This is a genomic window from Mucilaginibacter sp. R-33 (genome assembly GCF_049949235.1).
GTDB lineage: Bacteria > Bacteroidota > Bacteroidia > Sphingobacteriales > Sphingobacteriaceae > Mucilaginibacter.
The window spans coordinates 4092975-4106831 of sequence record NZ_CP188089.1; the positions used below are offsets into that span (position 1 = coordinate 4092975).

Annotated in this window: 9 protein-coding genes; all 9 read left to right on the top strand. The window is 45.5% G+C overall.

The features are described 5' to 3' along the window. The first annotated feature begins 4 nt into the window (after positions 1-4). The 9 genes from ACP26M_RS16865 (at position 5) to ACP26M_RS16905 (ending at position 13506) form a co-directional block, all read left to right on the top strand. Positions 5-1945, top strand: a complete 1941-nt coding sequence (locus tag ACP26M_RS16865; protein WP_426581647.1) for a RagB/SusD family nutrient uptake outer membrane protein — start codon at positions 5-7, stop codon at positions 1943-1945. A gap of 20 nt (positions 1946-1965) precedes the next feature. Continuing rightward, the gene (locus ACP26M_RS16870) at positions 1966-2664 is read left to right on the top strand and encodes a DUF3823 domain-containing protein (protein WP_426581649.1); all 699 of its coding nucleotides are present in this window, start codon (positions 1966-1968) and stop codon (positions 2662-2664) included. A 92-nt stretch (positions 2665-2756) separates the two neighbouring features. Then, positions 2757-4598 (top strand): glycoside hydrolase family 2 protein, encoded by a 1842-nt coding sequence (locus ACP26M_RS16875; protein WP_426581651.1) that lies wholly within the window; start codon positions 2757-2759, stop codon positions 4596-4598. A gap of 12 nt (positions 4599-4610) precedes the next feature. Next, a complete protein-coding gene (locus ACP26M_RS16880) occupies positions 4611-6683 on the top strand; it encodes a beta-L-arabinofuranosidase domain-containing protein (protein ID WP_426581653.1) in 2073 nt (690 codons plus the stop codon). Between the two features lie 14 nt (positions 6684-6697). Continuing rightward, positions 6698-7723, top strand: coding sequence for a family 43 glycosylhydrolase (locus ACP26M_RS16885; RefSeq protein WP_426581655.1), 1026 nt, complete (start codon positions 6698-6700; stop codon positions 7721-7723). Between the two features lie 34 nt (positions 7724-7757). After that, complete coding sequence (locus ACP26M_RS16890) at positions 7758-8897, top strand: sialidase family protein (RefSeq protein WP_426581657.1); 1140 nt, start codon at positions 7758-7760, stop codon at positions 8895-8897. Between the two features lie 203 nt (positions 8898-9100). Continuing rightward, positions 9101-10171, top strand: coding sequence for a cellulase family glycosylhydrolase (locus ACP26M_RS16895; RefSeq protein ID WP_426581659.1), 1071 nt, complete (start codon positions 9101-9103; stop codon positions 10169-10171). Between the two features lie 224 nt (positions 10172-10395). After that, complete coding sequence (locus tag ACP26M_RS16900) at positions 10396-11406, top strand: glycoside hydrolase family 43 protein (RefSeq protein WP_426581661.1); 1011 nt, start codon at positions 10396-10398, stop codon at positions 11404-11406. 9 nt (positions 11407-11415) lie between these two features. Next, positions 11416-13506, top strand: a complete 2091-nt coding sequence (locus ACP26M_RS16905) for a hypothetical protein (RefSeq protein WP_426581663.1) — start codon at positions 11416-11418, stop codon at positions 13504-13506. The last annotated feature ends 351 nt before the right edge of the window (positions 13507-13857 follow it).

Genomic DNA, 13857 nt, shown 5'->3' on the forward strand with positions numbered 1-13857 from the left:
GCAAATGAAAAAGATTTCAATTATAACAATGCTGGCAATCTCGGTAGTAGCGGGATCGTGCAGAAAAGATAGTTCATTTTTAGATGTGCCGCCTAAACAGGTGCTGCCAACAGATCTGGCATTTTCAGACCCTGCCCTGGTACTTTCAATCCTTGGCGATCTTTATGACAGGCAACGCGATTTCTCAAGTTTGGATGGTTATCCCTCAAGAGAATATCCTCAGCCACCAAATGGTGACAGGGAGCCGGGATGGCGCACATTCGCTGACTTCAGCGAGGCTTTCCCTTCAGAAAATGGCAGCAGCTTCCTTGTGCAACGTACAGGCTGGGGCTACGGCGAATGGGCAATATGGGATTATGGTTACATTCGCGACCTGAACCTTTTTATACAACGTGCAACCGCGGCCACCAAACTTACCGAAGGTGATAAAGCGCGTTTTATTGCTGAGGCCCGTTTTTTACGTGCTAACTATTATTTTGAAATGGTTAAACGTATGGGTGGCGTTCCGTTAATTACCGATCCGTTGGCTTATGATTACTCCGGTAACGTTACCCCGCTTCAAAGACCGCGTGCTAAAGAATCAGAAGTATATGATTTTATTATCAGCGAAGCAGAGGCTATTAAATCAATACTCCCGGCAGATGTTAACCAAAAATCAAGGGCAACTAAAGCTGCAGCATTAGCTATGGAATCAAGAGCTGCATTATATGCCGGTTCAATTGCGAAGTATGGCGCTACCACGCCCCAGGTATCATTACCGGGGAACGAAGTTGGTATTCCTTCTACGCAGGCTAATGCTTATTATACCAAAGCATTGAGCGCTTCTCAGGAAATTATTAACGGTTCGGCAGGCAGCTACCAGTTATACAAAGTACTTCCTGACCTGAGCGATAACTTCGCTGCTATTTTCCTTGATAAAAGCAGTGTAAACCAGGAAGCTATATTTGTTGAGGACTTTAAAGCCAACGGCGGTAAAGTACACGGGTTTACCACTAATGATCAGCCGTTCTCCATTTCTGATGAAGGTTTGGACGCAGGTCGTTTAAATCCGTCGTTGAACCTGGTTGAGGCTTTTGAAAAGCTGGATAACACCTATGCGCCAATTGCAACAAAAGATGGTGCAGGCAACCCGATATACTACGCTAACCAGCTTGATGCATTTGCCGGCCGGGATGCAAGGCTTGCTGGTACCGTGCTTTTACCAAACGGCTTATTTAAAGGTAAACGAACCGAAGTTTATGCAGGTTACCAGCTTGGTGATGGTACCGTGATCAGCAGCGGCGACGCTACCATAACACAAGACATACCGGGATTAGGTAAAACACAGGTAGTGGGCAAGGACGGACCGGTTAACGGCCTCGAGTTCCGTACACAAACCGGTTTTTATGTACGTAAATATCTCGATCCAACTGTTGGTTCAGGCCGTCGTGGCCGCGGAAGCGACGTTAACTTTATCCGTTATCGTTATGCCGAAGTGTTGTTGAATGCTGCGGAGGCCGCCTTTGAACTTGGCCAAACAGGTACCGCACTTGGTTATATTAACCAGGTAAGGTCACGTGCAGGCTTAACCACTCCTTTGGCTTTACTTACTTTTGACAGGATAGTACATGAGCGCAGGGTTGAGCTTGCATTTGAAGGCCACACTTTGTATGATATGAAACGCTGGAGACTTGCAACCAAAGTTTGGGATGGGAACCAGATGTCAGTTGCCGACCTGGTTAGCAACATCGGCAGCGCTACCAAGCATAATACACAGCCTTTTGGTTTATGGCCATACAAATACTACAATCCGGGTAACGCCAATAATGGTAAGTGGATCTTTAAGGAGGTGAAACCAAGTGCGGTTACGGGCGCCAATAAATTCCAGGCAGGTAACTATTATTCGCAAATTGGTGATGATATTTTATCTGCAAACCCTAAAATTGTAAAGCAACCAAATCAATAGGTATTAATAAATTAACCATCATGAAAATAAAATTTCATCATATCATATTAGGGCTCTTACTTGCTACCATGGGTTGCAAGAAGGACAACTATGAAGCGCCCGCATCAAAGCTCACCGGCCGCCTCACATATAAAGGCCAGGCTATAAATGTTGAATATAACCAGGTGCCTTTTGAGCTTTATCAGCCGGGCTTCGGTAAAAATGCACCTATCAGGGGTACTTTTCAGCAGGATGGCAGCTATTCGTCACTGTTGTTCAATGGTAATTACAAATTCACTATTCCCGCAAACCAGGGGCCTTTTATGTGGAAGGAAGTAAGTGCCGGGAAAAGGGATACAATAGCCGTTACCATTAGCGGCAGCCAAACTATGGATGTTGAGGTAACGCCTTATTATCTTATTAATAATGCCAAAATAACAGCTGCCAATAAAATAGTTAACGCTGTGTTTGATTTGCAGAAAGTTATAACTGATGCCAATGCTAAAGATATAGGCTCGGTGGTGTTATATATTAATAAAACCCAGTTTGTATCGGGCAGTGATAATATTGCTGCTACTGAAGTTGCCGGTTCTGCCATAACAAGCATGAATGGTGTCAGCATCAATGTAAATATCCCTACTATCACGCCTACGCAAAATTATGTGTTTGCCCGTGTAGGGCTTAGGGTTGCCGGTGTGGAAGATATGATCTTCTCGCCTGTGGTAAAAGTTACTTACTAAGTTTTATAATCAGGCCCCGCTGCATAGCGGGGCCTTTTTTTCCTATGCAATAATTTAAATTAATATAATAACTCATCTCTACTTTTTAACTGATGAAGAAACTATCGCTTTGCCTGTCTCTTTTTATTACTACTTATCTATCTGCCAATGCACAGCAAGGCGAATGGCATTTGATAAAAGACAGGATCACTACCCCATGGGCCGAAAAGGTTGACCCTAAGGCACCGCTACCCGAATATCCGCGCCCGCAATTGGTACGCGGCAACTGGCAAAACCTCAATGGTTTATGGAACTATGCCATAGTGCCTAAAGCAACCACAGGGCCTGCCAAATATGAAGGAAAGATATTGGTGCCTTTCGCGGTTGAATCTGCCCTGTCGGGAGTGGGTAAAACGGTTGGTAAGGATAGCATGTTGTGGTATAAAACAACCATCAGCTTAAATAAAACATTAAAAGGTAACGATGTACTGCTGCATTTTGGTGCGGTTGACTGGCGTACCGAAGTTTTTGTAAACGGTAAAAGTGCCGGTATCCATGAAGGCGGCTTTGATCCTTTTACATTTAACATTACCCCTTATTTAAGAGGTGGTTCAAAGCAGGAAATTACCGTAAGCGTGTGGGACCCGACAGATGATGGTCCGCAGCCGCGTGGTAAACAGGTAAAAAAGCCCGAAGGAATCTGGTATACTCCTGTTACCGGCATCTGGCAAACTGTTTGGTTGGAAGGTGTAGCTAAAACACACATTGAAGCCACCAAACAAACCCCTAACATTGACGCTCACACACTATCGGTTTCGGCCGAAGTTACCAATAGTCAACCGGGCGATAAGCTGAAGATCAGCGCCTGGAACGGCAAAACCCTCGTATCCGAAAAAACAATTGACGCCGGCGAAACTGCCGTGCTGGATATCAAAGATCAGCACTTATGGTCAACTACCGATCCGTTTTTGTATGACCTGAAAGTTGCCGTTATCCGCAATAACAAAGCTGTTGATGAGGTAGGCAGCTACTTTGCCATGCGCAAAATTTCGCTTGGAGCTGATGCCAACGGCATTCAGCGCATGTTGCTGAACAACAAATTTGTGTTTCAATACGGTCCTCTTGATCAGGGTTGGTGGCCCGATGGCTTATATACTCCGCCAACTTACGAAGCCATGAGCTTCGATATCGATAAGCTTAAGGAAATGGGCTTTAACATGATCCGTAAGCACATTAAGGTTGAACCTGCCCGTTACTATGCTTATTGCGATAAAACAGGTATGTTGCTATGGCAGGATATGCCGAGCGGCGATTTAGGCAACCATTGGGAAAACCGCCCGGGTGTGCTTGACCGTGCTACCGACCAGCAGCGCACCCCTGAGTCTGAAGGTTACTACCGGAAAGAGTGGAACGCCATTATGAACTCGTTATACAACTACCCATGTATTGTGGTATGGACTCCGTTTAACGAAGCATGGGGCCAGTTTAAAACTGTTGAAATTACCGAGTGGACAATGAAAAAAGATCCGTCACGTTTGGTGAACAGTGCCAGCGGTGGCAACTTCTACGATACCGGTAACATTGTCGATTTGCACAACTACCCGCACCCGGCTATGCCACGCCCGGAGATCTTCGGTAAAACTAAAGCGGTTGTTTTAGGCGAGTTTGGTGGTTTGGGCTGGCCGGTTGACGGACATACCTGGCAGGCTAATAAAAACTGGGGCTACCAAAACTTCAAAAACGGCGACGACCTGTTTAAAAGATATTCAACCTTTACCGATAGGCTGGAAGAATTGATTAAAGTTGGCCTTTCGGCAGCTGTATATACCCAAACAACAGATGTGGAGGGCGAAGTGAACGGCTTCATGACTTATGACCGTAAGGTTATTAAAATGCCTGTTGAATTGTTACAAAAAGCCAATAGCAAATTGTATGATCCTGCCCTGGTGAAATAATATCTTTACGTAATGACTATAAAAAACAGTATAAAATTAATACGCAGGGAAGTTTGTCTTTCCGTGGCGATGATCTGTGCCGGCTTTGCAACTGTGAATGCGCAAGGTGTGAAAGCAACGACGGTTACAACGGTTGATAACAAAGGCGCAAATGCTTTTTATGTAAACAACCGTGCCCCTTTGCAAAGACAATACTTTACCAAATTGCCTACAGGTAGCATTGAAGCCGGCGGCTGGCTCAAAAAAATGATGGAGCTGCAGCGCGACGGCTTAACAGGTAACCTGGGCGAGATCAGCGTATGGCTTTCAAAAACCAACAATGCCTGGCTTAATAAAGAGGGCAAAGGCGAATATGGTTGGGAAGAACTTCCCTACTGGCTAAAAGGTTATGCCGATATAGCCTACACGTTGAAGGATAAAAAGATGATTGCCGAAACTAAATTTTGGATTGATGCCGTGTTGAACAACCAGCGCGATAACGGCGATTTTGGTCCGGCGGTTGAACATAACGGCAACCGTGACCTTTGGACTAACATGCCTATGCTTTGGTGCCTGCAATCCTATTACGAATACACCAAAGATCCCCGTGTTATCCCTTTCATGACCAAATACTTTAAGTATGAATTAGCTACGCCTGATAACAAGTTTTTAGAGGATTACTGGGAAAACAGCCGCGGCGGGGATAATATGCTGAGTGTTTATTGGCTGTATAACCGCACCGGCGATAAATTTTTGCTTGACTTAGCTACCAAACTTGACAAAAACACTGCCGACTGGCGCCAGGCTAATAACCTTCCCAACTGGCACAATGTTAACGTAGCGCAGTGTTTCCGTGAGCCGGCAACTTATTACCTGCAAAGTCATGATAAAAAAGATCTGGATGCTACATACAATGATTTTAAACTGATTCGTGACATCTATGGCCAGGTTCCAGGCGGTATGTTCGGTGCTGATGAAAACGCCCGTAAGGGTTATGATGATCCGCGCCAGGCAGTAGAAACCTGTGGTTTGGTAGAGCAAATGACATCCGACCAGATGTTATTGGGCAATACCGGCGACCGTTTCTGGGCAGAGAATTGCGAGGACGTAGCTTTCAATACTTTCCCGGCTGCCTTTATGCCCGATTATCGTGCTTTGCGCTATTTAACTGCACCTAACATGGTGGTGAGTGATGGTAAAAACCACCATCCGGGTATTGCCAATGAAGGGCCGTTTTTAATGATGAACCCTTTCGGCAGCCGTTGCTGCCAGCATAACCACGCTGCTGGTTGGGTATATTATGCCGAAAACAGCTGGATGGCTACCCCTGATAACGGCATAGCTGCCCTGCTTTACACCGAAGGTAAGGTGAACGCGAAGGTCGGTAACGGAACTACGGTAAGCATCGCAGAAACAAGCCACTATCCTTTCCAGGATCAGATCAACTTTACAGTTACTACCCCAAAAGCAGTTGATTTCCCGCTTTACCTGCGCATCCCGGAATGGTGCAAAGGCGCATCGGTAAAAGTTAATGGCGTAGCTGTAGATGTAAATACCTCAACCGGCGATTATATCCGCTTAGCTAAAAGCTGGAAAAATGGCGATAAGATAACGCTTCAGTTGCCAATGCAGCTCAAGGTGAAGGAATGGGCTAAAAACAAAAACAGTGTAAGTATTAGCTATGGCCCGCTTACCTATTCGTTGAAAATTGAAGAGCAATATACCAAGGGTGATAACTTGAAAGATGCACAGGGCGATTCGCACTGGCAACCCGGTGCCGATCCTCAAAAATGGCCATCTTACAATATCTACGCTGCATCGCCATGGAATTATGGTTTACTGATAGATGAGCAACATCCCGAAAAATCAATAGAGGTTGTTCACCGTTCATGGCCAAAAGATAATAATCCGTTCACCAATACCAACGCGCCGATAGAGCTGAAAGCAAAGGGAAAACAACTCCCCGGTTGGAAGATAGATGAAACAGGTTTATGCGGGGTATTGCCGCAAAGTCCGGTTAAAACAGCGGAACCCGCTAAAGAACTAACATTGGTACCTATGGGCGGAGCAAGATTAAGGATCTCGGCTTTCCCGGTTGCTGAATAATGAAAAATGCATCCATGATAAAAGGAATACTATGCTGTTTAATGATGATGGCTGGTTTTGCCGCCCTGGCACAGGATGCTGCGGTTAAAAATCAGCCGCCATCACCGCTGTACCGCGACCCGATTTACGATGGCGCTGCCGATCCTGTTTTGGTTTATAACAAAGTCGAAAAAGAGTGGACAATGTTATATACCCAGCGCCGGGCCAACGTACAATCGCCGGGAGTGGCATTTTGTTACGGTACTGCCATAGGCGTTGCTACCTCGAAAGATCATGGGCACAGCTGGGTTTACCGGGGAGCGTTAAACCTGGAGCATGAGCGCGGGCAAAACACCTTTTGGGCACCCGATGTAGTTTTTGACAAAGGCGTTTACCACATGTTTGTAGTATACATTCAGGGTGTACACAGCCAGTGGGGAGGCGATTCGCACCTGGTGCATTATACCAGTAAAAACCTATGGGATTGGAAATATGAGGGGCCGCTGAACTTGCCCGATCATAACATCATAGACCCAACACTCATGAAGCTGCCCGATGGCAAATGGCACATGTGGTACAAGGATCAAAAGCTTGGCAGCATCACCATGACTGCCGAAAGTAATGATCTGGTAAACTGGAAAGCTGATGATAAACCTGCTATTGAAGGCCGCGCACACGAAGGCCCAAAGATCTTCCGGTTTAAAGATTATTACTGGATGATCACCGATGAGTGGCAAGGTCAACGTGTCTACAGATCAAAAGATGCCAAAACCTGGGAGCATCAGGGTTTGGTGCTGGATAAGCCCGGTCGTCGGCCGGAAGACACACCGACAGGTGCCCATGCCGATGTGGTAGTAAGTGAAGGCCATGCCTATATCATTTACTTTACCCATCCGGGTCGTAAAAAGCATTTTGAAGATGGCGGACTTGATGCCGATGGGGCTTACAGTTACACAACCAAGCGCACGTCCATCCACGCTGCCGAACTGGAGTTTAACGGTGAAACATTGGTTTGTGACAGGGATAAGCCATTTAGTTTTTGGCTGGCAGACGTCGAATAAAATATCGACAGAAATAAAAAGAATATAATTGGTTATGCGGCAGATATTCATTTGGTTAATGGGTGTGTTTGCCCCGGTGATGGTTCTGGGGCAACACAATGCCGTTAACAACAAAACCATTGCCTGGGATCAAACCACCTTAAAACAGGTGGGGAGCAAAAACGGCAATTACGCCCGCATGATACAGCTGAGTAATGGCAACCTTTTTTGCGTTTATGAAAGCGCCGGGGGCATTGAGTGTATTACAAGCAGCGATCTTGGCAAAAGCTGGTACCAACCTGTAATAATTGCCAAACCGCTACCGGGTGTAAATATGGCGGTGCCTGAAATATTAGAATTAAAAGATCACTCGTTACTGGCATCATACAACCCGCGCCCGCATAAGGTAAACGGCGGTTGGGATACCACCAAACACTTTGCTATCTGCACCAAAAAAAGCTACGATAAAGGCAAAACATGGATGGACGAACGCCTGATTTACGAAGCCCGTTACAATTTTGACGATGGCTGCTGGGAGCCATCGCAGATTCAATTGCCATCGGGCGAGATCCAGTTGTTCTTTTCAAACGAAGGCGTTTACATCAAATCAAATGAGCAGAATATTTCCATATTCCGATCGAAGGATAACGGCTTAAGCTGGACGACACAGCCTCAAATTGTATCTTTCAGGCCCGGCCACCGGGATGGCATGCCGGTACCCATCCTCCTGAAAGGAAAAAAAGAGATCGCGTTTTCGATAGAGGATAACGCCGGCGCAACTTTTAAGCCATCAATTATTCGCAGCGGTATTGGTCAAAACTGGCAAAGAACGGTTGGCCCCGATGATGCCGAACGTACATACGCGCTCACACCCAAATTGCAGGATACGGTTTATGCAGGCGCGCCCTATTTAAGGCAGCTGCACAGTGGCGAAACGGTATTATCCTACCAAAGCACACTTAATCGCAATCACAATTGGGAACAATCCTGTATGCAGGTAGCTTTGGGTAACAGCGATGCTAAGGAGTTTGTGAGCGTACCAACACCGTTCAACATCCCGCTTAATAAACAAGGGCTTTGGAATGCGTTGTGTGTGCTTAATGATGATACCATCATTGCGCTAACATCAACCAATGCGTTTGGGAACGGGACGGAAATTTGGATGATAAAAGGGAGAGTGGTAAAGAAGAAGTAAATAAATAAATCTTCGCCGCCGCTCGGCTCCAGCCGGGTGGCTGTTATTAAGCGGCCTCCGGCCGCCGAAGTTGGAGTAGCAGGCCAGAGGCCTTGGGATAATTGCCACTCGGCTGGAGCCGAGCGGCGGCGTGTGGTTGGCAGGTAAGCGTGGACGCTTGAATTAAAATAGATAAACTGAATTAAACTATTAAATACAGATAAATGCAAACAAAATTAAAAGTATTGGCCTTTGCTTTGGCAATGCCATTGGGGATGAGGGTAATGGCGCAGCAAAAGGCGCCGGCACAAATATGGTCGCAGGCGAAGGCGAAAACATGGTATGCACAGCAGCAATGGCTGGTGGGTGCCGATTTTATTCCAAGTACAGCCATTAACCAGTTAGAAATGTGGCAGGCTGATACCTTCGATCCAAAAACGATAGATAGGGAATTAGGCTATGCACAGGGCATCGGCATGAATGTGATGCGCGTATTCCTGCACCATTTAGCCTGGGAGCAGGATCATGAAGGTTTCAAAAAACGCATGGACGAATACCTTGCCATTTCAAGTAAACACGGCGTAAAAACCATGTTTGTGTTTTTTGATGACTGCTGGAACAAAGTGCCTAAAATAGGTAAACAACCAGAGCCAAAACCAGGTATTCACAATTCAGGCTGGATGCAGGATCCGGGCCAACCGGCATCTGATAACGCGGCAAATTCGCCGGTTCTTGAAAAATACGTGAAGGATGTCTTGAAACGTTTTGCCAATGACAAACGCATTTTGCTTTGGGATTTGTATAATGAGCCGGGCAACTCTGATAAAGGCAACCGTTCATTACCATTGCTTAAAAGTGTATTCAAATGGGCAAGGCAGGTAAGTCCAAGCCAGCCAATTAGTGCAGGCGTATGGCGCTGGGATCTGGAAGATCTGAACAAATTCCAGATAGCTAACTCGGATATTATTACTTATCATGATTACACGCCTGAAGCTGAACACCTGAAAACTGTACAGTTTTTGAAAATGAACGGTCGCCCATTGATTTGTACCGAGTACATGGCCCGTCCACGTAACAGTCTGTTCGGTACGGTATTGCCAATGCTTAAAAAAGAAAACGTAGGCGCTATAAACTGGGGCTTTGTAAGCGGTAAAACCAATACCATTTACGCCTGGGATACCCCAATGCCTGATGGCAAAGAACCTAAGCTGTGGTTCCATGATATTTTCCGTAAGGATGGTACTGCCTACATCCCGGAAGAAACAAACCTGATCAAGAAACTAACCGGACGATAGTTTTAGATGTGTGGATTTCACATGTGCGAATGTGCAGATGATTTCCGAATACTGAAACCACCGTTTTAAATAGAGACGCATCCATTCCTGTTCGTCTCCCGCGTTAACCTATCAAGCAAATCTGCTTGTCATACGTGAGAAGCATTTTATTACAGACTTACGAAGTTTCAAAAACTTCGTAAGTCTTGTTTCTCGCTAATACCTCCTTTAAACCAATTACACCTATGAAGAAGTTTTTTAGTTACCTGATGCTGGGTCTGTTCGGCACTATAACCGCCTGTCGCAGCCATGCACAGCAAGTTGAGCCGACTAAACAGCCAGCGCCTTATAATAGTCTTATTCATGTTGTGCTTGACAGGGATTTCCCCGATCCCACGGTGATCAGTTATAATGGTAAGTATTACGCTTATGCAACCCAATCGCCGGGAGGTGGTGGAAAGATGATCAATATCCAGGTGGCCTGGTCAACTGATCATGAACATTGGACTTACGCTGGTGATGCTTTGCCACAAAAACCTTCATGGGCTTCCAATACGCAAAACTTTTGGGCGCCGGATGTTTTCTTCGATGCCAAACTCAATAAATTTGTGATGTTCTTTTCAGCCGATCCAAACGAGTTGACCGGCAAATGGATGGGCATTGCTTATGCAGATAACCCGCTTGGCCCGTTTACCGACCGGGGCATCCCTTTTATGAAAGGCCCAAGTTTTCACTGTATAGATCCTAAAGCTTTTGTTGACCCTAAAACCGGGAAGCATTTTCTTTACTGGGGATCGGATTTTCAGCCACTGCGGGTACAGGAGCTGAAAGATGACTGGTCGGGCTTTAAAGAGGGTTCACAGCCAACCGTTGTTGTTGAGCCGGGCAAGGATAAAAGCTACAGCAACCTGGTTGAAGGCTCATGGCTTGATTATGATAACGGTACGTATTACCTGTATTACTCGGGTGATAACTGTTGTGGTATCGGGGCCAATTACGCTGTGATGATAGCCAAAGCTGATAACCCACTCGGTCCGTTTGTAAGATTGGGAGAAAGCAATCAAACACTTAATAGCGCCATTTTAATAAAAGACGCGGTTTATACAGCCCCCGGCCACAATTCTATTTTCACCGATGAAAAGGGGAACAAATTCATAGCCTATCATGCCATCGAAGTAGCACATAAGGAAAAAGGCAGGGTAATGTGTATTAGTCCTGTTAAGTATCAAAACGGCTGGCCGGTGGTAACTAAATAACAAAACAACATGGCTCATCAATTAAAACATCTTGTTCTTTGCGGATTGCTGTCGCTCATTTTTTTTAATGCAGGGGCGCAGGTATCAGGTAATAAAAACTTTAAACCGGCAGCCGGCGTAAGTGTAATGGCAAATACCGCAAACGTAACGGTAACCTGGCCGGCAGGGATTAACAGCAAGGCTAAACTTGTTTTAAATTTAAAAAATGGCGAACCGCTATTTACCAGCGTACAGTTAAGTAAAGGAGGTATTTACAAGCCGGTAATTGAAAATATCGATCCGCAGTTTATCCTTACAGAAGGCAAGCGCGACCTTATCTCTCAAAACGGCTGGAATATCTTTTTTGATAAAGTACCGCTGAAACCGCACCATTCCTATAAGGTGGATTTTCATAAAAAGTCAATCGGCGTAAGCAGCAAAGGCACCCGAACAGTAATTACCATACCCGGATTAGAAGCTCCCAATTTTAAGGGCGATCTGGAGATAACCCTCTATAACGGCCAGCCCATGTTTAATGTGGCCGCTGTGGTATCTACACAAATTGACTCGACAGCTATTTTGTATGATGCAGGTTTGGTAGCGAAAACCAACCCGGTTAAAGCTGTCAATTACAATGACGTGTATGAACACCTGCAAACAGAAGATGTCAGCAAGCCTGATACTGCTAAAAATCTTGCTGTAAAATACCGTACTATCATCGGGAGCAACGATAAGGGCAGCCTAGCCGTGTTTCCCGCGCCGCATCAGTATTTTTATCCTTTGGATGAAGCCTTTAATCTCAAATTTGTATGGTATGGCAGTAATTATCGCAACCTGCTTCCGGGTTTTGGCCTTGGTATCCGGCAGGAGTTACAGGGTGATAAACGTTTTGTGCCCTGGTTTAATGCCCCTCCGGGAACCAAACAACGGCTTAACTTTTTTTGTCTGTTAGGAACTGACGGCGCAGACGCATTGCTGGCGAATGTTAAGCAATTTACCCATGATGACAGCTACAAGCCGCTTCCCGGCTATAAAACCATGGCAAGCCATTTTCATAATGAGTTTATCATGAGTGTTGTACTGGCGGGTAAGCCTGTGCCTGATAGCCCATCGTTTGTAAAAGTATTAAAGCGTCAAGGTATCAACATAGTTCATTTGGCTGAGTTTCATTACACAGCGCACCCTAAAGGACCGGACGAGCAGCGCCTTAAAGAATTAAAAGCGCTGTTTGATCAGTGTAACCGCTTGTCTGATTCTAATTTTTTACTGCTGCCCGGCGAAGAGCCTAACGAGTTTTTTGGCGGGCATTGGCTGGCATTTTTCCCTAAGCCGGTTTACTGGATCATGTCGCGCAAGGCGGGTACGCCTTTTGAAAGTACCGATGCCGAACATGGCAAAGTTTACCACATTGGTGACAAAGCCGATATGCTGAACCTGCTTAAAGCGGAAAATGGTTTGGCCTGGACAGCGCATGCCCGTACAAAGGGATCAACCGGTTTCCCGGATGCTTATAAGAAGGAAGATTTTTACCTGTCCGACAGATTTTTAGGAGCTGCCTGGAAAGCTTTACCTGCTGATCTTTCAGAGCCTCGTTTAGGTAAACGGGTATTTGACCTGATGGATGATATGAATAATTGGGGGCTGAAAAAGAAAATACTTTCCGAAGCAGACTTGTTCAGCATCGAACCTGAAAACGAAATGTACGCCCATCTCAATGTAAACTACCTGAAACTTGCCAAACAGCCGCAATATAAAAATGGCTGGCAGCCGGTGCTTGATGTTTTGGAGCAAGGCAAATTTTTCTCTACCACCGGCGAAGTTTTAATCGAAGATTTTACAGTGAATGGCCATTCATCAGGCGAAACCATTACTCTTCCGGCTGATGGCAAATGCACTGTGAGTTTTAAAACCAGCTGGACATTCCCGCTCAACTTTGCTGAAATCATTTCAGGTGATGGTAAAAAGGTTTACCGTGAGCGGATCGATTTAACCTCAACCCAGGCCTTCGGCACAAAAACTTTTAACAAAGTGTTGAACATGAAAGGCCGCAAATGGGCACGGCTTGAAGTTTGGGATGCCGCTGTTGATGGTGCTTATACGCAAACGGTTTGGTTGAAATAAAAACCTACGCCGCCGCTCGGCTCCAGTCGAGTGGCAACTATAAAAACGGCCTCTGGCCGGCCTCCGCCGCCGTTGTTGGTGTTGTCACCATAGCCGTTAACCTAAGGATTTTAAAAAAGTTTTTTTGAGGAGTTATAAATGACGGGGCTTCGCCATTGGGCAAAACCACTTAGATTTTCCCATATTTGTATAGTTTAATATTTATTAAAAAGGCGGTTTGTTTTCGAGGCAATTACCGCCTTTTCTTTTATAAAAATAAGTTTTTTTTCGCGATAATCATTCATTTTAAGGGGAAAAGCGCCTTTTATTTTCGATCAAAGTACATTTGTTACTGATTATGCATCCGAACTA

Excerpts from the sequence above, each read along its gene's own strand:
- ACP26M_RS16865 (WP_426581647.1), top strand. The coding sequence starts at position 5 with ATGAAAAAGATTTCAATTATAACAATGCTGGCAATCTCGGTAGTAGCG.
- ACP26M_RS16870 (WP_426581649.1), top strand. The coding sequence starts at position 1,966 with ATGAAAATAAAATTTCATCATATCATATTAGGGCTCTTACTTGCTACC.
- ACP26M_RS16875 (WP_426581651.1), top strand. The coding sequence starts at position 2,757 with ATGAAGAAACTATCGCTTTGCCTGTCTCTTTTTATTACTACTTATCTA.
- ACP26M_RS16880 (WP_426581653.1), top strand. The coding sequence starts at position 4,611 with ATGACTATAAAAAACAGTATAAAATTAATACGCAGGGAAGTTTGTCTT.
- ACP26M_RS16885 (WP_426581655.1), top strand. The coding sequence starts at position 6,698 with ATGATAAAAGGAATACTATGCTGTTTAATGATGATGGCTGGTTTTGCC.
- ACP26M_RS16890 (WP_426581657.1), top strand. The coding sequence starts at position 7,758 with ATGCGGCAGATATTCATTTGGTTAATGGGTGTGTTTGCCCCGGTGATG.
- ACP26M_RS16895 (WP_426581659.1), top strand. The coding sequence starts at position 9,101 with ATGCAAACAAAATTAAAAGTATTGGCCTTTGCTTTGGCAATGCCATTG.
- ACP26M_RS16900 (WP_426581661.1), top strand. The coding sequence starts at position 10,396 with ATGAAGAAGTTTTTTAGTTACCTGATGCTGGGTCTGTTCGGCACTATA.
- ACP26M_RS16905 (WP_426581663.1), top strand. The coding sequence starts at position 11,416 with ATGGCTCATCAATTAAAACATCTTGTTCTTTGCGGATTGCTGTCGCTC.